The organism is Mesorhizobium sp. CA16, from assembly GCF_020165175.1.
Taxonomy (GTDB): domain Bacteria; phylum Pseudomonadota; class Alphaproteobacteria; order Rhizobiales; family Rhizobiaceae; genus Mesorhizobium.
On the sequence record NZ_JAIUHP010000016.1, the window covers coordinates 26,323 to 49,030 of the forward strand.

Annotated in this window: 24 protein-coding genes and 1 tRNA gene; 12 read left to right on the forward strand and 13 right to left on the reverse strand. The window is 62.6% G+C overall.

The features are described from left to right. Window positions 1–19: 19 nt before the first annotated feature. Window positions 20–502, reverse strand: coding sequence for an SRPBCC domain-containing protein (locus LB525_RS21265; RefSeq protein WP_095767252.1), 483 nt, complete (start codon window positions 500–502; stop codon window positions 20–22). Window positions 503–553: 51 nt separating this feature from the next. Between LB525_RS21265 and LB525_RS21270 the strand changes: the two genes are divergently transcribed. The 3 genes from LB525_RS21270 to LB525_RS21280 all read left to right on the forward strand — a co-directional run bounded on the left by LB525_RS21270 (window position 554) and on the right by LB525_RS21280 (window position 2,154). Further along, a complete protein-coding gene (locus LB525_RS21270; RefSeq protein ID WP_224546717.1) occupies window positions 554–877 on the forward strand; it encodes an ArsR/SmtB family transcription factor in 324 nt (107 codons plus the stop codon). 200 nt (window positions 878–1,077) lie between these two features. After that, complete coding sequence (locus LB525_RS21275) at window positions 1,078–1,827, forward strand: YebC/PmpR family DNA-binding transcriptional regulator (RefSeq protein WP_140752658.1); 750 nt, start codon at window positions 1,078–1,080, stop codon at window positions 1,825–1,827. Window positions 1,828–1,845: 18 nt separating this feature from the next. Beyond that, window positions 1,846–2,154: a SelT/SelW/SelH family protein gene (locus LB525_RS21280; RefSeq protein ID WP_224546719.1), complete on the forward strand. Its 309-nt coding sequence runs from the start codon at window positions 1,846–1,848 to the stop codon at window positions 2,152–2,154. Between the two features lie 58 nt (window positions 2,155–2,212). On the opposite strand, the gene LB525_RS21285 is transcribed toward LB525_RS21280, so the two are convergent. Continuing rightward, window positions 2,213–2,689: a DUF1772 domain-containing protein gene (locus tag LB525_RS21285; RefSeq protein WP_140841718.1), complete on the reverse strand. Its 477-nt coding sequence runs from the start codon at window positions 2,687–2,689 to the stop codon at window positions 2,213–2,215. A gap of 130 nt (window positions 2,690–2,819) precedes the next feature. On the opposite strand from LB525_RS21285, the gene LB525_RS21290 reads away from it, so the two are divergent. Continuing rightward, window positions 2,820–3,461, forward strand: coding sequence for a TetR/AcrR family transcriptional regulator (locus LB525_RS21290; RefSeq protein WP_224546721.1), 642 nt, complete (start codon window positions 2,820–2,822; stop codon window positions 3,459–3,461). Window positions 3,462–3,693: 232 nt separating this feature from the next. Here LB525_RS21290 and LB525_RS21295 read toward each other — a convergent pair whose 3' ends face one another. From LB525_RS21295 to LB525_RS21310, 4 genes are all read right to left on the reverse strand, one after another. Continuing rightward, window positions 3,694–4,671 (reverse strand): alpha/beta hydrolase, encoded by a 978-nt coding sequence (locus tag LB525_RS21295; RefSeq protein WP_411971040.1) that lies wholly within the window; start codon window positions 4,669–4,671, stop codon window positions 3,694–3,696. Then, the gene (locus LB525_RS21300; protein WP_224546725.1) at window positions 4,668–5,345 is read right to left on the reverse strand and encodes an isochorismatase family protein; all 678 of its coding nucleotides are present in this window, start codon (window positions 5,343–5,345) and stop codon (window positions 4,668–4,670) included. Before LB525_RS21300 ends, LB525_RS21295 begins: the two co-directional genes overlap by 4 nt. 27 nt (window positions 5,346–5,372) lie before the next feature. Then, window positions 5,373–6,671 carry a M24 family metallopeptidase gene (locus LB525_RS21305; protein WP_224546727.1) on the reverse strand — a complete coding sequence of 433 codons (1,299 nt, stop codon included), beginning with the start codon at window positions 6,669–6,671 and terminating at the stop codon, window positions 5,373–5,375. A 289-nt stretch (window positions 6,672–6,960) separates the two neighbouring features. Further along, complete coding sequence (locus tag LB525_RS21310; protein WP_224547035.1) at window positions 6,961–7,857, reverse strand: GlxA family transcriptional regulator; 897 nt, start codon at window positions 7,855–7,857, stop codon at window positions 6,961–6,963. Window positions 7,858–8,046: 189 nt separating this feature from the next. Here LB525_RS21310 and LB525_RS21315 point away from each other — a divergent pair, with 189 nt between their 5' ends. Then, the gene (locus LB525_RS21315) at window positions 8,047–8,556 is read left to right on the forward strand and encodes a GAF domain-containing protein (RefSeq protein ID WP_095767767.1); all 510 of its coding nucleotides are present in this window, start codon (window positions 8,047–8,049) and stop codon (window positions 8,554–8,556) included. Between the two features lie 25 nt (window positions 8,557–8,581). Here LB525_RS21315 and LB525_RS21320 read toward each other — a convergent pair whose 3' ends face one another. Next, the gene (locus LB525_RS21320) at window positions 8,582–9,643 is read right to left on the reverse strand and encodes a YeiH family protein (protein WP_224546729.1); all 1,062 of its coding nucleotides are present in this window, start codon (window positions 9,641–9,643) and stop codon (window positions 8,582–8,584) included. 361 nt (window positions 9,644–10,004) lie between these two features. Here LB525_RS21320 and LB525_RS21325 point away from each other — a divergent pair, with 361 nt between their 5' ends. The 3 genes from LB525_RS21325 (at window position 10,005) to LB525_RS21335 (ending at window position 12,535) form a co-directional block, all read left to right on the forward strand. Then, on the forward strand, window positions 10,005–10,466 hold the full coding sequence (locus LB525_RS21325) for a GNAT family N-acetyltransferase (RefSeq protein ID WP_224546731.1): 462 nt from the start codon (window positions 10,005–10,007) through the stop codon (window positions 10,464–10,466). Between the two features lie 127 nt (window positions 10,467–10,593). Continuing rightward, entirely contained in the window at window positions 10,594–10,977 is a 384-nt protein-coding gene (locus LB525_RS21330) for an ACT domain-containing protein (RefSeq protein ID WP_224532758.1), read from the forward strand. 124 nt (window positions 10,978–11,101) lie between these two features. Further along, window positions 11,102–12,535: an aldehyde dehydrogenase family protein gene (locus tag LB525_RS21335; RefSeq protein ID WP_224546733.1), complete on the forward strand. Its 1,434-nt coding sequence runs from the start codon at window positions 11,102–11,104 to the stop codon at window positions 12,533–12,535. Between the two features lie 971 nt (window positions 12,536–13,506). On the opposite strand, the gene LB525_RS21340 is transcribed toward LB525_RS21335, so the two are convergent. Further along, window positions 13,507–13,686, reverse strand: a complete 180-nt coding sequence (locus LB525_RS21340; RefSeq protein WP_224546735.1) for a hypothetical protein — start codon at window positions 13,684–13,686, stop codon at window positions 13,507–13,509. 308 nt (window positions 13,687–13,994) lie between these two features. On the opposite strand from LB525_RS21340, the gene LB525_RS21345 reads away from it, so the two are divergent. Next, the gene (locus tag LB525_RS21345) at window positions 13,995–14,168 is read left to right on the forward strand and encodes a hypothetical protein (protein WP_224546736.1); all 174 of its coding nucleotides are present in this window, start codon (window positions 13,995–13,997) and stop codon (window positions 14,166–14,168) included. A gap of 131 nt (window positions 14,169–14,299) precedes the next feature. On the opposite strand, the gene LB525_RS21350 is transcribed toward LB525_RS21345, so the two are convergent. Then, window positions 14,300–14,533, reverse strand: coding sequence for a hypothetical protein (locus LB525_RS21350; protein WP_140633997.1), 234 nt, complete (start codon window positions 14,531–14,533; stop codon window positions 14,300–14,302). A gap of 396 nt (window positions 14,534–14,929) precedes the next feature. Next, a complete protein-coding gene (locus tag LB525_RS21355; protein ID WP_224546738.1) occupies window positions 14,930–15,445 on the reverse strand; it encodes a hypothetical protein in 516 nt (171 codons plus the stop codon). A gap of 253 nt (window positions 15,446–15,698) precedes the next feature. Between LB525_RS21355 and LB525_RS21360 the strand changes: the two genes are divergently transcribed. After that, window positions 15,699–16,343 (forward strand): hypothetical protein, encoded by a 645-nt coding sequence (locus LB525_RS21360; protein ID WP_224546740.1) that lies wholly within the window; start codon window positions 15,699–15,701, stop codon window positions 16,341–16,343. 106 nt (window positions 16,344–16,449) lie between these two features. On the opposite strand, the gene LB525_RS21365 is transcribed toward LB525_RS21360, so the two are convergent. The 3 genes from LB525_RS21365 to LB525_RS21375 all read right to left on the reverse strand — a co-directional run bounded on the left by LB525_RS21365 (window position 16,450) and on the right by LB525_RS21375 (window position 20,380). Beyond that, window positions 16,450–18,558 carry a hypothetical protein gene (locus LB525_RS21365; protein WP_224546742.1) on the reverse strand — a complete coding sequence of 703 codons (2,109 nt, stop codon included), beginning with the start codon at window positions 18,556–18,558 and terminating at the stop codon, window positions 16,450–16,452. A 615-nt stretch (window positions 18,559–19,173) separates the two neighbouring features. Next, window positions 19,174–19,247 (reverse strand) — tRNA-Gln (locus LB525_RS21370). 200 nt (window positions 19,248–19,447) lie between these two features. Next, complete coding sequence (locus tag LB525_RS21375) at window positions 19,448–20,380, reverse strand: YbhN family protein (protein WP_140842624.1); 933 nt, start codon at window positions 20,378–20,380, stop codon at window positions 19,448–19,450. Between the two features lie 263 nt (window positions 20,381–20,643). Between LB525_RS21375 and LB525_RS21380 the strand changes: the two genes are divergently transcribed. Together LB525_RS21380 and LB525_RS21385 are read left to right on the forward strand one after the other, a co-directional pair. Then, window positions 20,644–21,993 (forward strand): Ppx/GppA phosphatase family protein, encoded by a 1,350-nt coding sequence (locus LB525_RS21380; protein WP_224546744.1) that lies wholly within the window; start codon window positions 20,644–20,646, stop codon window positions 21,991–21,993. Next, window positions 21,993–22,688, forward strand: a complete 696-nt coding sequence (locus LB525_RS21385; RefSeq protein WP_095767720.1) for an RlmE family RNA methyltransferase — start codon at window positions 21,993–21,995, stop codon at window positions 22,686–22,688. The genes LB525_RS21380 and LB525_RS21385 overlap by 1 nt, the downstream gene beginning before the upstream one ends. The last annotated feature ends 20 nt before the right edge of the window (window positions 22,689–22,708 follow it).

Here is a 22,708-nt window from a genome sequence, read left to right on the forward strand (position 1 = left end):
CGGGACCTGAATGTCGGCCTCAGATGTTGGTCTCGTTGGCCGGCTCGCCGCGCAGCTCGCTGCGGTAATAGCCGTCGCGCAGATTGATGCCATATTCGAGATAGGCCTTCATGCAGGCCAGCATCTGCGACCAGCCCTCGCAGTTGAGGTAGGATTTCTTCAGGCCGGCCTCGCCTTCGTGCCAACCTTCTTCAGCGATGGTGACGAAGGTGCCGCCGTCCTCAAGCGGCTCGAAATTCATCTCGATGCGGGTCTTGTAGGCGGGCTTTCCATCGTCATCGGTGGCGTCCCAGCGCAGCACGATGCGCTTGTCCTTGGTTACCTCGTCGACCTCCACCGGCACGGACTTCCACCAGGTGACGGTAGTGCCGGTGACAAGCGGAGCCGAGGCGCCGCCGATGGTGGTGAAATAGCCGCTGAGCTTTGTCGGATTGACGACCGCGTCGAAGACCTCGGCGACCGGTTTGCCGATGCGTCCGGAAATCCTGAAACCAAGGGCCATATCCACAGCTCCTTCCTTGCTGCTTGAAACGATATGTTATAGAAATATAACATGTCAAGTCAAACCTCCGACGACCATGTTTTCAAGGCCTTGGCGCATCCGCGCCGGCGCGAATTGCTGGATCGCCTGAAGGATGAGCCGCAGACCACCGGCGCGCTGTGCGAGGCTTTCCCGGATATGGACCGCTGCACGGTGATGATGCACCTGAAAGTCTTGGAGGAGGCCGATCTGGTGGTGGCGAGGCGCGAGGGACGCGAACGCTGGAACCACCTCAATGCCTTGCCGATCAAACAGATTCACGACCGCTGGATCAGCCAGTATGCCGGCCACGCCATCAGCATTCTCGATCGGCTGAAGTCCGATCTGGAGGGGTGAACCGCCCTCTTCGGCGTTGGCATGACGGTGCGTCTGGACGAATTGAGCCGATTTATCTATAAGCCGGCCATTCCGACAAAGAGCGCCGCGCGCCTTCGCAGGCATGCCCGGGGCGTTCTGAAAATTTGAATTCGAGCATTTTGCGGATGGCGAGCGGTCTCGCGCGCCGCGGTGCTCTAGCCGAACACGACAGGGGTGCCATGGCTGGCCATTCGCAGTTCAAGAATATCATGCACCGCAAGGGCCGCCAGGACGCGGTGCGGTCGAAAATGTTTTCCAAGCTGGCGCGCGAAATAACCGTCGCCGCCAAGACCGGCACGCCGGACCCGGCGATGAACCCGAGGCTGCGGCTTGCCGTGCAGAACGCCAAGGCGGTGTCGATGCCGAAGGACAACATCCAGCGCGCCATCAACAAGGCTTCCGCAGGCGACGCCGAAAATTACGAGGCCGTGCGCTATGAGGGCTACGGCCCCGGCGGCGTGGCGCTGATCGTGGAAGTGCTGACCGACAACCGCAACCGCTCGGCCTCCAATGTGCGCGCCGCCTTCACCAAGGCCGGTGGGGCGCTCGGCGAAACCGGCTCGGTGTCGTTCATGTGGAACCGTGTCGGCGAGATCTATTATCCGGCCTCGGCCGGCAGCGCCGACAAGGTGATGGAAGCAGCGATCGAGGCCGGCGCCGACGACGTGGAATCGGACGAGGAAGGCCACACCATCTATTGCGCCTTCGAGAATCTCGGCGACGTTTCGAAGTCGCTCGAGGCCGCGCTCGGCGAGGCGGAATCGGTGAAGCCGATCTGGCAGCCGCAGAACAACGTCCCGGTCGACGAAGAACGGGCGCAGTCGCTGATGAAGCTGGTCGCCACCCTCGAGGACGATGACGACGTGCAGAGCGTCTACGCCAATTTCGAGGTCGACGACGAGACGATGGCCAAGCTCAGCGCGGCCTGACCGGCCACGCGATACGATATGAGCGAGAAGCCGCTGCCCATCATCCGCATCACCTATTGCACGCAGTGCCAGTGGTTGTTGCGGGCCGGCTGGATGGCGCAGGAGCTGCTCTCGACCTTCGGCACGGATCTCGGCGAAGTGACGCTGGTGCCGGGCACCGGCGGCATCTTCACCATTTCCTGCAACGACGTGCTTATCTGGGAGCGCAAGCGCGACGGCGGTTTTCCGGACGCGGCAAGGCTCAAGCAGCTGGTTCGCGATGTCATCGATCCCGACCGCGACCTCGGCCACGCCGATCGCAAGGATCGCAAAAAAGACCCCGCCTGACGAACTCCCCGAAAGTTGGACGCAGCCTTCGGGGGTTGCATTCGCGGGCTGCCGTTTTTCAGATCAATGCCATGATGAAGCAAGCCATCGCGACTATCGCGGTGACGGTGCGGACGTGATTCCACATCACCCACTCGCTCAGGTGGTTTGCCCACACGGCGGCGCCGTTGGCGCTGGCAGGATCGACGGCGGCTAAGGCGTCATTGAGCGGCACGTTGAAGACCATGGTCACGATCGGATTGCCGACGAAATAGATCACGGCACCGGCAAGCAGCCAGTACGAGCCGGACTGGCTCCAGCCGAAGAAGACGCCGGCAATCAGCACGAGGCAGATGAGGCCGGTGCCGAACAGCGCCGTCATGAAGGTCGGCGTGATCACCGTGACGTTGATCGAATTCATCGCCGCGATGCCGCTTGGGACGGGCAGCCGGGCAAGTGCTGCCATGACGAAATTCGAGAAGGCAAAGAAGACGCCGCCGACGACGCCGGAGCCGATCGCGGCGACAAAGGTAAGGGTAGGAAGAAGTTTCATCATCTCAGTTGCTCCAGATGCCGGGTTCTGCTCGATTCCTAAATGCGAGTAATCCTCACATTTGCAAAACGTGATAAACCATCGTATTTTGTGAGTCAAGCCGGTTTCCGAGAAATCGCCCAAGGAGAGAGCCATGGATGAGAAAACCGCCGCGAGGCCAAACCAGGCGGACATTGCTGCGCCGCGCCGGTCGCCGAGCCAGCAGCGCAGCCGCGAGCGGGTCGAGCGCATGCTTGCCGCCGCCTCGGCCTTGATTGCCGAGCAAGGCAGCGATGCGATGCGCATGGGCGAGGTGGCGGAACGGGCGGGGGTGTCGATCGGCTCGCTCTACCAGTTCTTCCCGGACAAGCGGGCGATCGTCTGGGCGCTGGCCGAGCGCTACACGGCCGAAAGCCAGGCCTGTATTTCCGCGGCGCTGAAGGACGTCAGCGATGCTGAAGGCCTACGGAAGTCGTTTTCGGAGCTGGTCGATATCTATTACCGGCTGTTCCTGGCCGAGCCGGTGATGCGCGACATTTGGTCGGGCACGCAAGCCGACAAGGCGCTGCGCGAACTGGAGCTCGCCGACAGCCGCGCCAATGCCGATTTCCTGCTCGCGGTGCTGAAGCGGATTCGCCCTGATGCCGATCCGATCGAATTGGAGACGGCCGCGTTTCTCGTCTGGCAGATGGGCGAGGCGGCGGTGCGGCTGGCTATCTCGGTCGAGCGGGACGAGGGCGACAGGCTGGTCGCGGCTTACAAGCGCATGGCGCTGAGAGAATTGGTGGGCGAGTAGGAACGATTCCGCAGCGTCGCAAGGCTTGGGTTCCTCGCCCCCGCCAGGGGCGGGGGAGAGGTGTCCGCGAAGCGGACGGAGCGGGGGCCTCGTAGGGCGCTCCCCTCTCCGTCTCGGCTTCGCCGAGCCACCTCTCCCCACTTCGTGGGGCGAGGAACCTTGATCTTCCGGGGCCGCGGTCCTTCACCGGCCCTCTGCCCTGCAGGATCTCTCTCAAGACTCCAGGGGAAGATCAGCGCTCCGTCGCTGCGCCGAGCGCGTGAACATCAGCAACAATCCTCGCGAACGCCTCCGCCGCGCGCGGCACCGTCATCCTTGCCCGCAAGAAACTGTGCACCAGCCTCGGCTCCTCGCGCCACCAGGCGTGGCCGCCGGCGACAAGGATGCGCTCGCGATAGACTTCGCCGTCCGACGACAGCGGATCGCATTCGGCGGTGACGATGATCGTCGGCGGCAGGCCGGAGAAATCGTGGTCTCGAAGCGGCGAGAACGTTGGATCGTCCTGTGACTGCCCGGGCGCGGACCGGATGCGACGGTAGAACTCGATGTCGCTTACGCTGAGCAGCGGCGCTTCGGCATGCTCGACATAAGAGCGCCCGGTCTCGTCGCCGCCCAGCTCCGGATAGATCAAGATCTGGCCAACAGCGTGCCGTTCATGGCGCCGCGTCGCTTGCGCCACCGCGGCAGCGAGATTTCCGCCGGCGCTTTCGCCGCAAAGCACAATCGGCAGTGTGCTCGCCGCGGCGACCCATTCGAACACGGCAAGCGCATCGTCGTAAGAGGCCGGGTGCAGATGCTCCGGCGCCAGCCGGTAGTCGGCCGAGACCACCTCGAAACCGGTGCCGGCGCAGATTTCGGCGCAGATGTCGTCATGGCTATCGAGGTCGCCAAGGACAAAACCGCCGCCATGGTAATAGACGACGGTCGCCGCCGCCGCCTTGCCCGCCATGCGATAGTGCCGCACCGGTATCGGATGCGTCGCCGTCGCGACGAGGCCGTCTTTAGTCGTCACGCCTTCGGGACGAGCCTGATGAAAAGCCGCGCACATCCGATTGTAGACCGCGCGCTGCTTCGCGGTCGGCGCGGCGACGATCTCCGGCGGGTACCAGCTGTTGACCTCGTCGATATAATCCCACAACTCCGGATCGAGCCGGTCGGCATATTGGCCGCGGCTCGACGGATCGGTTTGGGCTCTGGTCACTGCCGTCAAAGCTCGGCGTATAGCTGCGCAGCGTTCTCGAAGGTGAAACGCAGCGGCACCGAGCCCTCGACCTGCCACACCTTCACGGTGTCTCCCGCCAACAGCCGGCAGGCATCGAGCGTGTTGGTGACGGCACCGCCATAGAGGCGGTTGGCGAGGTTGAGGATGCCGGTCTGGTGCATGGCGGCACTGGCGCTGCCGCAGGCATCCTTGACCAAAAGCACGCGAAAGCCGCGCGCTACCGCGTCCTTCACCGTCGCGTCGATGCAGGCCTCGGTCCAAACGCCCGCAATCACCAGCCATTCGATGCCCGAGGTCTTGAGCTTGTCGCCAAAATCGTTCCTGGCGAAGGCGCTTGCTTCCTGCTTGACCAGCGTGGCTTCGCCATTTTGCGGCGCCACTTCATGGCAGATTGCGGTCAGCGGATCGTCCTTGTCGGAAAAGGCCGATTTGCCGCTTTCATCGACCGGGTGGAACGGCCGCGCCGCGGCGAGATCGACGATATACGCCCAATGATAGAGCGGCACGAAGTTGCGCCGCGCCGCCTCCTGCAGGCGCTGCACATTGGCGAGGATGTCGGCAAAACCCTCGACCAGATAGCGCTTGTCCTTGCGATGCTCCTCCTGGAGATCGATGAACACCGCGGCCACCGTGCCGCGTCGGATGGAAATGGGTGTTTTCATGCGAAATGTGCTGTCGATGCGTCGGCGCTAATTGTCAAGAAACTCGTCTTCATACGGAAACCGCGAAAGCAGCTCGGTGCCGGTCTCGGTGATCAGAATCTCATCCTCGAGCTTGACGCCCTCGCGACCGCCTTTCTCGCCGATATAGCTTTCCACGCTCACCACCATGCCGGGCACGATGATGCCATCGCGGCCATAGGTCTCGTAGTCCATCGCGTGCGCGATGAAGGGCGTTTCGCCATGCATGCCGACGCCGTGCATGACCGAGGTGTAGCGCTGGTCGACGAAGCGGTCCGGGATCTTCCAGGCCTTCTCGGCGATCTCGCGGAACGCCATGCCGGGCTTCACGATCGAGATGTTGTGCTGCACCTGGTCATGCGCCATGCGGTAAAGCGATTTCTGATAGGGCGTTGGCTTGCCCGGGCCGCAGCGGAAGGTACGCGAGAAGTCGGAATAATAGCCGTAGCAGCCGATCGTGTCGGTATCGAGCGCCAGCAACTCGCCCGGCCTGATCTTGCGCCCGCTCGCCTCGTTGAACCATGGATTGGTGCGCTGTCCCGAGGTGAGCAGCCGGGTCTCGATGAACTCGCCGCCTTGCCGGATCACCTCGCCATACATGATCGCGAACAGCTCGTTCTCGGAAACGCCAGGCTTGATCGCCTCGCGCACCGCCGCCACCGCGGCCTCGGCGCCCGCCATCGAGGCCAGCAGGCATTTCACTTCCTCCGGCGTCTTGACCGCGCGCACCGCCAGTATCTCGCCCTGGCAGTCCTTCACCTCGCAGCCGCGCTTTTGCAGCGCCAGCGCCTGCAGATGGCTGCAGCGGTCGAGCCCGAGCTTCATCGAGCCGCCGCCATGCTTCTTCAGAAGCTCGGCGATCTCGTCGGCAAACGGCCCGGCGGTCTCGTCGTCGCGGCCCGACACCGACGACCAGACGAGCTTGGACGGCCGCGCCTCGTCGATCGTGTCGAGCACCATCGAGACATGGTAGCTCTGCGGATATTCGAACAGCACGATCGGCCCTTCGGTCGGGATGAAGAAATAGCGCGTCGAGTTGCGCAGGAAATAGCCGAACATGTTGCGCGAGCCGGTGGCGTAGCGCTGGTTGTATGGATCGAACAAAACGACGCCGCCATAACCCGCCTCGCGCATCCAGGCGCGCAGCTTGGCCAGCCGCCCCTTGCGCAGCGCGTCAGCGTCGATGAAGGACGGCTCCGTGTCCGAAAGCCACATGCCGCCGGCCGGATCGGCCGCGACGGGATGGCGCATGCGGTCCTTGAAGTCCACATCCTCGGTGCTGTCGGGGTCGAATACGACGATGCTCATGGGCAGGCCTCCTGTTCTTGGCGAACATAGCCGGGCCGGGGTTGAAGCTTGTGCGGAATTCCGCGATTGTCGTGCCGGATGCCGCATCATAACTTCGTCGTTCTAGGGCGAGCAAGGAGCGAAGCGACGCGCGCAGACCCAGCGGTGCAGAAAATCCTTGCTGCGGCCGGGTGCCAATTCTGCATCGCCGAGACGCTTTCAGGTCACGGCATGGATCCTAGGGTCTTCGCTCCGCTGCGCGTCGCTTCGCCCTAGGATGACGAAGGAGCGTGGAGCCGCACCACTCCACCTAATGCCGCCGCATCGCCTTAGGCGCGTGCCCATGCTCCTCGCGAAACGCCCTTGCAAAGCTCGACATCGACGCAAAGCCGCAGGCCAGCGCCACATCCCTCACCATCAGCGTCGAATGCGCCAGCAGGTCGGCGGCGCGCTTCAGCCGCAGCCTCCGGTAATATCCATTGGGCGAGATATCCAGCTCGGCGCGGAAACTGCGCTCGAGCTTGTCGGCCGACACGCCGAGCCGTTCCGCCAGTTCCGCCATGCCGAGCCTTTCCTCGACCGCATCCTCCATGATGGCGATGGCCGACAGAACCAGCTCGTTCTGGACGCCGGTGCGCAGCCTGAGCGGCATCAGCTTGCGGTCGACGCTGGAGCGCAATGGCGAGTGCACGAACCATTCGGCGACGCCCGCCGCGATTTCGGCGCCATAGTCGCGCGTGATGATTTCCAGCATCATGTCGAGGCTGCCGACGCCGCCGGCCGAGGTGAAGCGCTTGCGGTCGATGACGAAGAGATCGCGCCGAAGCTCGATATCCGGAAAAGCCTCGCTGAAGGCTGCCTGGCTGGTCCAGTGCAAGGTGCAGGCGTGCCCGTCGAGCAGGCCGGCGCGGGCAAGGAAGAATGCGGCGTCGGCGACAGCGCCGATATGCGCGCCGCCGCGCAGGCTTTTGCGGATCCAGCTCATCGCTTCATCGGCCACGACGTGGTCGGCATCGCCACCGGAACACACGACGATGCGGTCGACCTTCGGCGCGTCGGCGGCCGAGAAACCGGGTTGGATGACGACGCCGTTCGATGCCTCAACCGTACCCCTATCGGCGCCGACGATCATCCATCGATAGCAGTCGCGCTTGGCAAGAATGTTGACGGCGCGCAGCGGCTCGATGACGGACGAAAATGCCATCATTGGAAAGCCAGGGAAAACCAGCACTGCGAAGGTGAGGGGCGCTTCGCGCGGTTCCGGCGGCGCACGGTCGCGTTTTCGGCTGGCGAGGCTGTCGCTCACGTTTTTGTATTTCCCACGTGCTGCATTGGTGGCAGAGAAGAACAAACTGTAGCCCGCCCCTCGGCTGGCTTGCAACGGAGCAACAACACGATGTTTGCGGCAACGGCAATCGACACAAGCAACAAGCCGGTCTTCTACAAGGAGTTGGCCACGCAATTGAAAGCGCTGCTCGAAGGCGAGGGCGATTCCGTCGCCAACGCCGCCAACACCGCGGCGCTGATCTATCAGATGGTGCCCGACCTCAACTGGGCCGGCTTCTATTTCCTCGCCTCCGATGACGAGCTGGTGCTCGGACCCTTCCAGGGCAAGCCCGCCTGCGTTCGCATCGCCGTCGGCAAGGGCGTCTGCGGCAAGGCCATCGAGCTCGACATGTCGATGCTGGTCAAGGACGTCAACGAATTTCCCGGCCACATCGCCTGCGATGCCGATTCGCGCTCGGAGCTGGTCGTGCTTCTGCGCGATGCCGAAGGCGCGTTCGGCGTGCTCGACCTCGACAGTCCGCTGCCCGGGCGCTTCGACAAGGAAGACCAGGCAGGCATCGAGAAGCTCGCCGCGATCTATGTCGCGGCCTGTGAGTTCGAGGACGATGATGAAGGCTGATAGGTGAGGCGACCCCCGGCCTGCCTTACACGAACTTCACCAGCATCAGGCTGAAGCAGCCGATGAAGATGAAGGCTGAGAAGGCCAGCATCAGCGGCCGCAGTCCGCGCGAGCGAAGCCCCGAAATATCGGCCTGCAAGCCCATGGCCGCGAGGCCCATGGTGAGCATGATCTGTGCTGCGAGGGCGATCGCCGAATGGATCTGCGCCGGGATCGCGATCAGGCTGTTCAGCGCCACCACCGCGACGAAGGCGACGACGAACCAAGGCATGGGCGGCCTGGCGCCGGAAGCATCACTGCTGCCGCGGCGCGCCATGACACCGAGCGCGATCACCATCGGCGCCAGCATGGCGACGCGCGTCAGCTTGGCGATGGTCGCCGTCTCGCCGGCCTGCGAACCGTTCTGGAAGCCGGCGCCGATCACCTGCGCCACCTCATGGATCGAGGCGCCGGCCCACAGACCGAAGGCGTGCTGGTCGAGACCGAAGACCGGCGCCAGCAGCGGAAAGCCGAGCATGGCGATGGTGCCGAACAGGGTGATGGCGGCAACCGCGTAGGTCACGTCTTCGTCGCGCGCGCCGGTGACAATGTTGGTGGCGACTATTGCCGAAGCCCCGCAGATCGAGGTGCCGGCGGCGATCAGCTGCGCGAGCTTGGCATCGACGCCGATCAGCTTGCCGAGCGCGACGGTGAAAAGGAAGGTGGCGCCAAGCGTGGCCGCGACGATGCCGACGCCGCCAAGGCCGATGCCCGACACCTGGCCGAACGTGAGCTGGAAGCCGAGCAGCACGATGGCGAAGCGCAGCAGGCGCTTTTGCGAAAAGGCGATGCCGGCCTTGGCGTGGGCGGGCAGGCCGAGCACGTTGGAATAGATCGTGCCGGCCACCACGGCCAGGATCATCGGGCTGAACAAGGCAAAGCCTGAGACATTGTGGGCCGAGAAGGCCACAGCGGTGATCATCGCCACCAGCACGATGCCGGGGATAATGCCGTTCCACGCTGAATCGAGCCGCTTGCGGCCCGCGGCCAGATCGGCAGAAATCGGGCTTGTCGGAATATCGTTCGCGATGTGGATGGCGGAAGACAATGCAATTCTCCAGGCGAGTGTGCGGGAGGAATGCCATTCCCGAACAAATCTTTCCAACGATTTGTTCTGGTTGGAATGATCGATTTTCACGAACGATTGGTTTTTAAGCTGACGATGGAACACCTCCCGAATTCGACAGGCTGGGCCAATCTCAAAATCTTGACGGGCTGAACCTTCCTGTCCCAGCGTGGCGCCATGTTCGTTTTTGCACCCGTCATCACCAAGCGATGTCGCCTCTATACGATGGGGAGCGGTAAGCCGATTGCGCGACGACAAACACCGGCCGAATAAATTCCGGTTTGTTCGTTTCCCGCCCCGCCGCGACATCCGCCGGCGGGGCTTTCATGTCTGGAGCCTTGCTGTGACCAATTCTTCCATCCGGTTTCGGCCGGCCGAACGTGCTGACGCTGCCACGATCAGGGACATCGTGCGCGCCGCCTATTCCAGATGGGTGCCGTTGATCGGCCGCGAGCCGATGCCGATGCGCGCCGACTATGACAGAGCAGTTGCCGAGCATCCGTTTGAACTTGCCGTCGAGAGCGATCGCATTGTCGGCATGATCGAGACCATGCTGGAGGAGGATCACCTCTGGATCGAGAATGTCTGCGTGGCGCCGGACGCGCAGGGCAGGGGCATTGGCCGGCTGCTGCTCGAACGGGCCGAGCACAAGGCGCGCGCGGCGCGCCGCTTCGAATTGCGCTTGCTGACCAATGGCGCCTTCGCAGCCAATGTGTCGCTTTACAAGAAGCACGGCTATACGATCGACCGCGAAGAACCGTTCATGAACGGCACGACGGTCTATATGAGCAAGAAGCTGGCATGATGCAGAACGCCATCGATGATCTCTGTAGGATTGCTCCCAAGTTGACGGAGAATCTCGGTTTGGAGCAGATTGCTGCCGCTCAGACGTGCATCGAATCCGTGATCGCCGACAAACAGAGGAGGTTCGGATGGCAATCAGGGTCCGGTTGAAGCCACTCTCGGGGCGGTATGCGGTTTCGCGCCTCGCAGCAAAAGAGAGCATTCCCGGCTGGGCCGACGGACCGGGCTTCGTCAGCATCACCAGGACCGAGGACGAGCTTTCGGTTGTCTGCCTGCAGGAGCGGGTGCCGGACGGGGTGCAGCACGACAGGGACTGGGTCGCCCTGAAACTCCAGGGTCCCTTTGCCTTCGACGAAACAGGCATCGTGCTGTCGGTAATAAAGCCATTGTCGGAAAACGAACTCGGCATTTTTCTGGTATCCACTTTCGATGGCGACCATCTGCTCGTCAAAGAGAAGGATGAAGCCGCGGCAAGGGGGCTTCTGGTCGCGGCGGGGCACACTCTTCTGTAGCCGCCTGGCTCAATCGCCCGCCCTTGCGTTTGACATCGCTCTTGCCGCATCGTCATCTCTGACGCGATGCGACGATCCGGCGATCGCCCCCCAATCACATCAGATATCCCGCCCAAGGAGAACCATGTCACACAATCTGCAGTTCTATATCGATGGCGTGTGGGTCGATCCTGTTGTGCCCAGCACACTCGACGTCATCGATCCCTCCAACGAGGACGCTTTCGCGCAGATTTCGCTGGGCTCCAAGGCCGATGTCGACAAGGCGGTGGCGGCGGCCAAGCGCGCTTTCGCCACTTTCGGCTTCACTTCGGTCGAGGAGCGGCTCGATATCCTCAACCGCGTCATCGAAATCTACAAGAAGCGCAGCAGGGACCTCGCGCTCGCCGTGTCCCGCGAGATGGGCGCGCCGCGCCAGATGGCGCTGGACAGCCAGGTCGGCGTCGGCCTTGCGCATCTGGAGAAGATGGCCGAGGTGCTGAAGACCTTTCCCTTCCGCCACATCAAGGGCACCTCGCTCATCGTCAAGGAGCCGATCGGCGTCGTCGGCCTGATCACGCCGTGGAACTGGCCGCTCAACCAGATCACCTGCAAGGTCGGTCCCGCGCTTGCCGCCGGCTGCACCATGGTGCTGAAGCCGTCCGAGATCGCGCCGCTCGACGCCATCATCTTCGCCGAGATCATCGACGAGGCCGGCGTGCCGAAAGGCGTCTTCAACCTCGTCAACGGCGACGGCCCGGGCGTCGGCCAGGCGCTGGCCAGCCACCCGGATGTCGACATGATGTCCTTCACCGGCTCGACCCGCGCCGGCATCCTGGTCGCCAAGGCGGCGGCCGACACCGTCAAGCGCGTGCATCAGGAGCTCGGCGGCAAGTCGGCCAACATCCTGTTCCCCGATGTCGATCTGGAGCGGGCCGTCACCAAGGGCGTCGCCGGCTGCTTCGGCAACAGCGGCCAGTCCTGCAACGCGCCGACCCGCATGTTCGTGCCGCGCGACCGCCATGACGAGGCCGCCGGCTATGCGAAGAAGGCGGCAGAGAAATTCACCGTCGGCCCGGCCGATGCGCCCACGTCGAAGCTCGGTCCGGTGGTCAGCCAACCGCAGTTCGATAAGATCCAGGACCTGATCCAGAGCGGCATCGACGAAGGCGCCACCCTGGTTGCCGGCGGCCCCGGCCGCCCGGCCGAGCTCAACCGCGGCTATTATGTCCGCCCCACGGTCTTCGCCAACGTGACGCACGACATGCGCATCGCCAGGGAAGAAATCTTTGGACCGGTGCTGTCGATCATGCCTTACGACACGGTCGAGCAGGCGATCGAGCAAGCCAACGACACTGTCTTCGGCCTTGCCTCCTATATCCAGGCCAAGGACATCGAGAAGGCGCGCCAGGCGGCCGCCCGCATGCGCTCCGGCACCGTCTACATCAACTACCCGGCCTGGGACGCGGGCCTGCCCTTCGGCGGCTACAAGCAGTCCGGCAACGGTCGCGAATATGCCGAATACGGTCTGGAGGATTTTCTCGAGATCAAGGGTATCGCGGGGTATGCGGCGGCAGAGTAGGGCACCGTAGCCAGTGATCGTCGGCACTGAAGTAAAAAAGGCGCGGTTCAACCGCGTTCTTGTTTTTTGAAAACAAGTCGACCAGGGACGGCCACTATACTCAAAGACTGATCCAACGGAGACATCGCCTGGTCGGGATGAGATGACGCGTATCTATTAGGCTTGGCTGATGCGATTGGGGCTAGCTGACTGGCTGTGTTTCTCGAACAATCGGAGCTTTGCCGGATATCCAAGCCGTATCGGTGTCTGGCAGCCCCCGCATTTGAATGTAGCCACGGACTTGAACCAGGAGCCTTTCCGGATAATCGGATGCCGGCATCTTGGACATTCGAATCTGAGATCTGTCTCATTCAGGTTTTGAGGAATCGACATTTTGCCACACGCTCCTATGCACCCACCGATAGCACGTTAAAGTAGCAATGTTTCAGTCCTGCGACCGCCAGACTGCCGCGTTGTAACGAGAGTGATTCCTGGCAACGGAACCGCGATCAGGGCCAAGCATCGTGCTCGACCGACCGAGCATTTGGCTACAAGGCAACCTTTCTGCGAAACACACCAGAAAGGATATTTGGTAAGAATTAGTTCAACCGGGCCGAGTATGGTGAGAGTGGCGGCTCCAGCTTGGGGGGGGTGGATTGGGCCAGAGCCGCCTGCACGGTCATTGTGTGGCAGTAGACCGCGCTGTGTCAGAATAGAACAGCGCGGTCTATAATTAGTTAACGCTAATTAAATGCGGCGGCTGCCTTAACGGCCGCCGACTCGCCGTGATTCATTGTGGCCTGCCGGCGTAAAAGCTGGGCGTGGCTGCCAGCATGGCTCACCACTCGTCGCAATTTGAAATGCCGTTCTTTCCGAACTTTTGCAGCAATGGCCTGGCAACCCGAGGGCATAGGTCTTCCGGTGGGATGTGGTGAAGCGCGAAAAAGCCCCGCCGGCGAGATGCCTGCGGGGCTTTTTCAGCGGATAGTCGATTAACGGCGATCGCTTCCGCGGCCATCATGGTGGCCGCCGTTGTTCGCGCCCAGGCACATGGCGTAGTAATCGTCATGGTTGCTGCACGAATTGACGGCCGCCTGCTGAGCATAAGCCGTGCCGGCAAAGCCGGCGACAGCAACAATAGCGAAAATTGCATTGCGAACAATCTTGGACATTTCGATTTTTCCTTTGTTTAAATTCCGGTCAAGCCGGTCGATGGCGGTTTTCCTGCGGTTTGGTTTCGGTTTGATGGCGCTTGAACGCAAATTTGTTTCGAAACGGCAGCGGTAGTAGCCGAGCCGGCCAGACGCCTCGCAAGCGATGGCGGTTCGTTCGCATACAAATGTTTCAAAGCCTGTCTGTCTCGTTACGAGCCTTGCGCTTGCGTGCAATGCGGCGGAAACGCTCGTCGGTCATCTAGGGCGCCATCAAGAAGGCGGCGGGATTGCCCCGTTACAGCCATGGCGAATTGAGGATAAACTTTATGTCGATCCTGAAGACATTGAATCGCATGGGCGCGGCGTTGAAATATGCGCAGGATGCCCGCAGGCCAACGCGGATACGGAACGGCATGCCGTCCGACAATCAGCTGGATATTTGCTGGCCGGTGATGCCGACAACCAAGCATCTGTCCTCGAACATCTGGGGCGGGATCTGAGATAGCGATCGCTCGGAAGCCCGATCGACGGCCTGCGCATGGCAATCGTCACCGCGCGAGCCGCAAGCAACGCGCCGTAGCCGCGCTTGTCGGCACCTCCCGAGCTCGTCGCGAGCGTGTTGACGCGCGATTTATCCGCGCCCCGCCTCGATGATGCCGACCATCGCCCGGGTAAATTCGACCATGCTGTTTGCGGTGATGGCGGCATTGTCGGGGGATTGACCGATGTGCTCGGCCGCTCCGCAACAGGACCGGCGGATGCTGTCGTAGTATGGATCTCTCTCATCGTCCGGTAGTGCTGCCAAATTCAGGGCGCGACGGTGGATCATGCGCAGTAGCTGCGCCAATGCTGTTTCGACACTCATGCGTTTTGCTCCGCATCGGTCGAGCGTCTCGGCACACCGAGTGCCGGATCGTCGATCGGGAGATTTCCCGAGTCGAACAGGCTGCACTGTAGCTATTAATATATCGTTGATCGCTAATATATGAAGCGCATCGTCACAATGTTCAGATGCGAAGGGTGCCGATCCGAGGTGCGGATGACATATGGGCACAAACTGGCGATGTTCGAGCGATCCCGGCACTTGACGGTGAAAGGCTAAAGTAAGCAGTTGAAGGCCGCCTATGCGCCGGGACGCGGGTAGGCGTCGGCACGCACCCCAATCAGCATCGTCGAGGCCGTATGATCGTGGTTCGTTACGGCGAGCGCGCGCGGAAGGAGGAGCGGTCCTGGAAATCTGCGATCGGCCACAGACAGTGCGTCAGGAACCTGCCCGCCGCGCAAAATGCTCGTAAGTCACCCGCCAGGGATCGCTCTCAGTCATCCTTTCCTCGCCGATCCAATGGAAGCTGTCGGCCGTGATCTCGGTGAAGCGCCAACGGGCTTGCAGGCCGCGCGAGTCATGGCCGATCTGGACGATGTCGTTGCCCTCGGCCCGCCCGACCTGGCGTGAGTAATCCTGGTTGAGCGGATCGCTCCAGATGATGTGCCAGCCGTCGATGCCGGGATCGAAGACGCGCAAGGTGGTGCCGTACATGATCGACGGGGCAGGGCGCCTCGGCCTGATCCAGAGGTCCTGGACGGCGCGGCCTTCGAGCACCCAGCCGAAATGGCATTCCCCATCCCATTTCCGGATCGTGCCATCGTCGAGATGGTGGACCGTGTCCATGTCCCAGCTGCCGATCAGCCAAGCGTACAGGTCCATGTCTTTCGCCCAGTCGGTGGAAGGGCCATCGGAGGTGAGGGCGGTGAGAAAAGGGGACATTGTGGTCGTCATCGCTTTCTCCAAGGCGAGCAGGGAGCTGGAACATCGCCGCGATAACTTGCGGCGTTGTGGTTTCTGGGTCTTGGGAAAAATTGCTGTGTTGCCGCTATCGCGATCGCCCCCACAGCATCCTTGATGCAGCGGATTCATCCGCTAGTTAATTCCGTGGGCACCGTATTCGCGAGTTTTTGCCTTGGGGCAGCGGCGGTTTAGACGTTTTGACCGCATGCCGCGCAAGGACAGCTGGGCACATTTGGAGACTACCGTGCGTCAATCCCTTGGATTCAGCTTGGCTTATTTGGCATTTGCTTGCTCGATCGCGGTAGCTTGCGCTGGGACTGCAGCCGCCGGCCCGCACGGCGGGGGGCATGACGGTGGCGGCCATCAGGGTGACAACGGGGGCCATGGCGGCCATGACAACGGCGGCAACGGCAAAGGCAAGGGCAAAGGACCTGCCGGCGATCCCGCTGATCCCGTAGGCGCCAGCGGCAGTCCGTCGTCGAACGATGACGGGATCAGCACCACTCCAACGGCCTCAATACCGTCAACTCCAGCTGCCATTGTCGACCTGTCCACAGGCGGCGGACATTCGCTCGACCTCCCGTCCGCCCTGCAGCCTCTCGACGACAACACTGTTCCATCAGCGGTCCACCCGATCGAAGCGCTGCCCGGTGTCCCGGATAAGGTCATTCGCGCCTGTCAGGACGCAATCGAGCAGGCCGCCGCCAAGTTTGGTGCGGCCAGCGTGCGCGTCAGCAGCGCAGGTTCCATACGTCGGTTGAGCAAACGCAAGATCTCGGCTCCCATTCAGGTCAGCATCGACTATATGCATCAGGGACGGGTGGAGACGCGTGAGGCGCCGGTCGAGTGCGAATTGAACGCGAAAGGCAGCGTGATCGGTCTGACATAGCGCAGAGCGCGGAACTCTTTGCGATCCCCTTTTCCGGGCCTCCGTGTGTTGCGAATGGTACAGGCTAATGACTGGAGCGTTCACCGCCGTCGCAATCGTTTTGAATTCAATCCGACGTCGGGTGTATTGGCCGGAGGGCAAAGGGAAGCGCGATAGTACGCACGCGGATCACCTGCGAAGAGTTGCGAAGCTTGCTGCGCGTAGTCGTCTTCTGGCTGACAGCCTTCATCTGACCGGTGCCGGCCGATGCGCGGCCAGAGCGAGGCTGCAGCGGCTGCTCAATTTGCGCGCTGCGGCGCTCAGCTCTGAGCTTGTCATTGTCCGCGCGTTTGGCAGCCAGGTCGCGGGCCAGAGAAACAGTGGCTTCTCGCTGGTTGTCCAGAGCTTCGTTCAGCCTGGTGACCTCTCCTGAAAGTGCTGGGGACGTGCCGCGCTCCAGGCGGGCTTTATTAAGGTCCTCACGGGCCGATGCTGCGGAAGCGCGTTCCCGTGTCAGAGCCTGCGCAGTCTCGGCTGCGGACTGTTCGGCACGCTGTCTTGCTGACACAGCCCTGACTCGTTCCTGTTCAGCCGCGTCACGCTCGAGGCGGGCTTTATCGAGGTCCTCGTTGGTTGATGCTGCGGAAGCGCGCGCAAGGGCGAGAGCCTGCGCCGTCTCGGCTGCCGTCTGCTCCGCACGCTCTTTTGCTTTGACAGCCTTGGCTCGTTCCTGTTCAGCCGCGTCACGCTCGAGGCGGGCTTTATCGAGGTCCTCACGGGTCGATGCTGCGGAAGCGCGTGCTCGTGTCAGAGCCTGCGCCGTCTCGGCTGCGGTCTGCTCCGCATGCTCTTTTGCTTTGACAGCCTTGGCTCGTTCCTGTTCAGCCGCGTCGCGCTCGAGGCGGGCTTTATCGAGGTCCTCACGGGTCGATGCTGCGGAAGCGCGTTCTCGGGCGAGGGTCTGGGCAGTCTCGGTTGCGGTCTGCTCCACCCGTCCTCCCGCTGTGGCTGCACCGGTTCGTTCCCGCTCAGCCTTATCCGCGATCGCGGCCTTGGACAGTTCCATTGCGGCGAGGTCGCCACGAAGGTCCATCGACTTCCGGCGCTCGTCGTCAAGCAATGCGTTCACTTGCGCAAGCGAGGCCTTGGCACTGGCGCGGTCCGCGGCGGCCGTGGCCTGAAGCTGTGAAATTTGCGCCCGCGCTTGGGATAGGTCGCGGGCCATCAATTCAGTTCGCTGACGCTCCAGATGATCAGCCGGCATCTGCGTAACGACATAGTTGATGCTCTCGCCCAGCAGCCTGCGAGCATCTCCCGCAATGCGCTGCAATGCGTCATACGTGCGGGCTGCCGTGAGTTCGTTGCGCAAACGCTCCCCGTATGCGTCGTCGGCTGCTGCCATGCTTGTCCTCAGCGCATCGACCTGCTTGCGCGATTCCAAGAGCGCACTCTGCAGAGAGGCGCTTCTGGCGCGCTCTTCTTCCACAGCTCGGTGCTCCTGGCCGGCCAGATTCCTCGCGGCGGATGCCTGAGCACGAGCAGCCTCGACTTCAGCCTTGGCAGCCGCGAGATCCGGGCCAGGCGATGCGGCATTCGTACGCCCGTCGCCCTGGGCTGGTCCCTCCATATCCAATGCAGCACTCGCCGGAACCGTGAAGGATCGCGAAAAATTTGGCTGGGAGGGATTCTGGGCCTGCGAAATGGCGGGGGCGCTTTCGACCCAATTCTGTCTCGTCATCGTATAGCCAAGCGACACGGCCAGGCAGATCGTGGCGATGCCCAGGCCTGATACAAGACCGATAGGCCAGCCAACACGGGGAGGTGAGTCCGTAGCGCTGTTTGTCGGGGAAGCGAAGGGATTGGGCAGGTCGCCTGGCGAACTCTCATAAGCTTCGGAGATCATCTCGAAATGCTCGATTCGCACCCCGAACTGACGGTAGTTTGCATCCTGAGGCCGGGCATCCGCATCCGAGGATACGACAGCCTGAGAAGAACCAGGTCCGGTTGCAAGGTCGACCGGGCGTTCCCAGACCCAAGGAACCTCCTCGAGAGGAACAGGCTTGCATTCTTTCAGGTAGGCATTTGGTTTCGGGCGACTCCGCAGCACTGCGACAAGGGCATGCCGGAGCACAAGAAAGACGCCCGCCAGTACGAGTATCGCAATCCCGGCCAGGATGGCGAGATCTGTGTTATTCGTGTAAATTTCGGCAAGATGATTTGGCATCGTCGTGCCCATGTGGTCTTGGGTGCAAGTTAAGTTCGCGAAGCGGTGTTTGGGTCTTCTCCCCGATGCTGGCTAAAGCTGCTGCTGCTCTCGAAGCTGTCACTGCTTCGAGCCTTCCAGTGCGGTGCGAATGTATTTGTTGCGTTGCGGAGCGCGGTCATGCGCCGGCAGAAGATGCCGGCGCAGAAGATGTGCGCTCGAACCGAAGCTCGAAGATACCGTGGCCGCCGGTTGTCGCCCGCCGCCAATGTCCCGAAAAGCCGACTCGCACCTCTCCATCGTCAATATCCCAAAAGTTCTCCCACGGTGCGTTCCAATCCGCATTTTTGGGGAGTCCGGACGGTCCATTCTGAACCCTAAGCTAGGTCACAGACCCCCACGGTCAACCGCCTCGGCAGGACTCCGGCCATGCAGAACGGCCATTGTGATGCCCGCTCTTCGCGCGGATCTGAGTCTCCGTTCAAACTCGATAGGCGCGTCGACAACGCCTTCTATGATCGAATGTCTGCACATTGGTCGAACAGACGCGTCTCCCGCGTGAAATCGCGGCACGGCGAAGCCGGAGAATCGTACATGGGGGACGCGAAAGAAGGTTGTGGAACCAAGTCGTCCACAGGACATCCAGTTTGGCTGGGGAACCTGGATTCGAACCAGGACTAACGGAGTCAGAGTCCGTGGGTCTACCGTTAACCTATTCCCCAGCAGGCGCGTCTGGTATCGCGCGATGCGGACGGCTCATGTGCCGCGAGCGCTGCCTTGTAGCCGCCATCGGAAAATAGTCAAGCCCGCAGCTGAGATCAACGCAGGCTTTTTGAGCCTTTGTCCGATGCCTGTCGTTCTCCCAAAGCCGTTCCGCACGTATGGGCGACATGCATCGGCTCTGCCGCCGGGCGCCGAAGGCTCAGCTCTCGCCTTTGCTGTATTGAGAATGCTCGAAATAGAGCACCACGCCAAGGCCGATCAGCAGCGGAACAATGAGATAGAACAGGCGGAACACCAGAAGCGCGGCGAGCACGCCGACCGGATCCATGTCCGAAAGCCCGGTGAGGAAGACGAATTCGAACACGCCGAGCGCGCCAGGCGCGTGCGACAGGAGCCCGATCGAGAACGATACCATGAACACGCCGAGCACCACGAAATAGCCGGGATTGCCGATCTCGGGCAGGGCAAAATAGATGATCGCGGCGGCCCCGAGCAGTTCGACCGGCCCAATCAGCAATTGCCGCGCCACGATCGGCAGCGCCGGATAGTGCAGCTGGAAGCTGCCTATCTTCAGCGGTCTCAGTCGCAGCCAACTGCCGAAGGCGTAGGCGCCGACAAGGATGAGCATGGCGAGCCCGGCGGCGAATGCGGCGCCGTGATGCGGCGTGCCCGTGAAACGGTCGATGATCTGGGGTTCCAGCAACAGCACGAGGCCGCCGAGGAAAACGCTGGACAGGATGAAGGTGAACCAGCAGATCGCCACTAGCACGCCGACCTCCTGGCCGGTCAGTCCTCGCGTGCCGTAGGCGCGGTAACGGATGACCGCGCCGGAAAACACCGAGCCGCCGATATTGTGCGACACCGCGTAAGTGGTGAAGGAGCACAGCGTGACGAACAGCCACGATACTTTCTTGCCGATATGCAGCAGCGCGATGTGGTCGTAGCCGGCGAGCGAGGCATAGGCGACGACCGCGCTCAGGGCCGCGAGCACCCAGCCGCGCGGCGGGATGGCGGCAATGCCGGCCCAGACGTCGTCGAGCGAAACGCCGCGCAGTTCGTGGATGAGCAGCCACAGCGAGAACGCCACGGCCGCGATGCCTATGACCGGCCAGAAATAGCGCCTCCAATTCATGGCGTCGTCATCATGCGTTGCAACTCATTGATTTTGATGTTGCCCAACCCTTCGAACCTTCATTTCAGACATGCCTGATTGAAGCCGGCTATTCAACCGGCAAGACATTGCCCCAACGTGATCTGGCAAAATGCGACGTTAGCGAAATTCGGCCTCGCGCTCTTGGTGATTGTGAACTGCGCTGCTACTCTGTTGGCAACTTGAACAAATCGAGGTGCCTGCTGCGTCCGCTACCGGTTCGCGCGGCGCCGGAAGGAACTGAAGTGGAAGACCACGATACCGGCGCGGGCGCGTCGGCAGTGGGCATGTCCGGGGCATCGCCGACGCAATCGGCGGGCCCGCACACGGCGCGATTCAGCCGCCACGCGGGTGCGCACCAAAGACATGCCGGCCAGCGACAGATTGGCCTAAGCCAGGCCGACCAGCATGGCGATCAACCGAAAGGCAAGACGCGCAAGCGACGCAAGCGCAAGCGCGGCCGCAAGGTGTTCGCGCGTGACGAGAACGTCGCCGTGCCGCATGCCGCGCCTGCCGCCACGGCGACAAAACAGCCTCCGAGCGGGCTTTCGCCGGTTGAGCCAAGGCTGGCGGCCCCGCAGCGTCCGCCGCAACAGGAATTGCCTGTCTTCGCCGCGCTCGACCTCGGCACCAACAATTGCCGGCTGCTGGTCGCGGTGCCTGGCCGTCACGGCCAGTTCCGCGTCATTGACGCTTTCTCGCGCATCGTCAGGCTGGGCGAGGGGCTGACCGCCAGCGGCCGGCTCAGCCAGGCCGCGATGGATCGCGCGGTCGAGGCGCTGAAGGTCTGTGGCGAGAAGCTGCGCAACCGCAAGATCAGGAAAGCCAGGCTGATCGCCACCGAAGCCTGCCGTTCGGCCGCAAACGGTGTCGAGTTCCTGGATCGGGTCGAGCGCGAGGCCGGACTCAAGCTCGAGATCATCGACCGCCAGACCGAGGCCCGCCTTGCCGTTTCCGGTTGCGGCTCGCTGGTCGAGCGCGACACGCAAGGCGTGGTGCTGTTCGACATCGGCGGCGGCTCGTCGGAAATCGCGCTGATCGACCTGACCGGACGGCGCTCTCCGCGGCTCGCCAACCATATTGTCTCCTGGACCTCGCTGCCCGTCGGCGTGGTGTCGCTCGCCGAGCGCTTCGGCGGCCGCACGGTCACGCGCGAGACCTTTGCCGCCATGGTCGACGACGTGGCCGCGCGGTTGAAGGTCTTCGACGGCCGCGACCGGCTGGCACATGTGCTGGCAAGTCCCAATTTCCACCTGCTCGGCACCTCCGGCACGGTGACGACGCTGGCCGGCGTGCATCTCGATCTCGATCGCTACGACCGCCGCCGCGTCGATGGCCTCTGGATGGACCGCGACAGCGTCGACCGCATGATCGAGCGCCTGATCGGCTGGGATTTCCAGCAGCGCTGCGCCAACCCCTGCATCGGCGCCGACCGCGCCGACCTCGTGCTCGCCGGCTGCGCCATCCTGGAAGCGATCCGCGGTGTCTGGCCGTCCGAGCGCTTGCGCGTCGCCGACCGCGGCCTGCGCGAGGGGATCCTGAGCGAATTGATGGCCGACGACGGTGTCTGGCGCGATGGCCGGCGAGGCCGTTGATGGCTAGAAAACCGGATAAGCCGGGTTCCGCCGGCATTCGCGTCCTCAAGACCAGGATCAAGAAGAAGAGCGGCTTGAAGGAATCCTCGCGCCGCTGGCTCGAGCGCCACATGAACGATCCCTATGTGCAGCGCTCCAAGGCCGACGGCTACCGCTCGCGCGCCGCCTACAAGCTGATCGAGATCGACGACAAGCATCATCTGCTGAAGCCCGGCATGAAGGTCATCGACCTCGGCGCTGCGCCCGGCGGCTGGTGCCAGGTAGCGGCCGCGCGGACGAAGTCGACGGCGGAAAACCCACATGTCGTCGGCATCGACTATCTCGAGATGGCCGCGGTTCCGGGCGCCGTCATCCTGCAGATGGATTTCCTCGATCCCGACGCGCCGCAAAAACTTGCCGAGGCGCTCGGCGGCCGGCCGGATGTGGTGCTGTCCGATATGGCGGCACCCACGACCGGGCATCGCCGCACCGACCATCTGCGCACCATGCATCTGTGCGAAGTCGCGGCCGATTTCGCGTTGCACGTCCTGGAGCCCGGCGGACATTTCCTCGCCAAGACTTTTCAGGGCGGCGCCGAGAACGAGCTTTTGTCATTGCTGAAGCAGAATTTCCGATCCGTCCATCATGTGAAACCGCCGGCCTCGCGCGATGAATCGGTGGAGCTGTATTTGCTGGCGAAGGAGTTCAAAGGCTAGCGCCTTCTCCTTCTCCCACA

Bases quoted from the DNA above. Each gene is read 5' to 3' on its own strand.
- LB525_RS21290 (WP_224546721.1), top strand. From the start codon at position 2,820: ATGGATGAGAAAACCGCCGCGAGGCCAAACCAGGCGGACATTGCTGCG.
- LB525_RS21340 (WP_224546735.1), bottom strand. From the start codon at position 13,686: ATGTCCAAGATTGTTCGCAATGCAATTTTCGCTATTGTTGCTGTCGCC.
- LB525_RS21305 (WP_224546727.1), bottom strand. From the start codon at position 6,671: ATGAGCATCGTCGTATTCGACCCCGACAGCACCGAGGATGTGGACTTC.
- LB525_RS21335 (WP_224546733.1), top strand. From the start codon at position 11,102: ATGTCACACAATCTGCAGTTCTATATCGATGGCGTGTGGGTCGATCCT.
- LB525_RS21355 (WP_224546738.1), bottom strand. From the start codon at position 15,445: ATGACGACCACAATGTCCCCTTTTCTCACCGCCCTCACCTCCGATGGC.
- LB525_RS21270 (WP_224546717.1), top strand. From the start codon at position 554: ATGTCAAGTCAAACCTCCGACGACCATGTTTTCAAGGCCTTGGCGCAT.
- LB525_RS21310 (WP_224547035.1), bottom strand. From the start codon at position 7,857: ATGATGGCATTTTCGTCCGTCATCGAGCCGCTGCGCGCCGTCAACATT.
- LB525_RS21375 (WP_140842624.1), bottom strand. From the start codon at position 20,380: ATGAATTGGAGGCGCTATTTCTGGCCGGTCATAGGCATCGCGGCCGTG.
- LB525_RS21285 (WP_140841718.1), bottom strand. From the start codon at position 2,689: ATGATGAAACTTCTTCCTACCCTTACCTTTGTCGCCGCGATCGGCTCC.
- LB525_RS21365 (WP_224546742.1), bottom strand. From the start codon at position 18,558: ATGGGCACGACGATGCCAAATCATCTTGCCGAAATTTACACGAATAAC.
- LB525_RS21275 (WP_140752658.1), top strand. From the start codon at position 1,078: ATGGCTGGCCATTCGCAGTTCAAGAATATCATGCACCGCAAGGGCCGC.
- LB525_RS21265 (WP_095767252.1), bottom strand. From the start codon at position 502: ATGGCCCTTGGTTTCAGGATTTCCGGACGCATCGGCAAACCGGTCGCC.
- LB525_RS21330 (WP_224532758.1), top strand. From the start codon at position 10,594: ATGGCAATCAGGGTCCGGTTGAAGCCACTCTCGGGGCGGTATGCGGTT.
- LB525_RS21385 (WP_095767720.1), top strand. From the start codon at position 21,993: ATGGCTAGAAAACCGGATAAGCCGGGTTCCGCCGGCATTCGCGTCCTC.
- LB525_RS21280 (WP_224546719.1), top strand. From the start codon at position 1,846: ATGAGCGAGAAGCCGCTGCCCATCATCCGCATCACCTATTGCACGCAG.
- LB525_RS21350 (WP_140633997.1), bottom strand. From the start codon at position 14,533: ATGAGTGTCGAAACAGCATTGGCGCAGCTACTGCGCATGATCCACCGT.
- LB525_RS21300 (WP_224546725.1), bottom strand. From the start codon at position 5,345: ATGAAAACACCCATTTCCATCCGACGCGGCACGGTGGCCGCGGTGTTC.
- LB525_RS21345 (WP_224546736.1), top strand. From the start codon at position 13,995: ATGTCGATCCTGAAGACATTGAATCGCATGGGCGCGGCGTTGAAATAT.
- LB525_RS21315 (WP_095767767.1), top strand. From the start codon at position 8,047: ATGTTTGCGGCAACGGCAATCGACACAAGCAACAAGCCGGTCTTCTAC.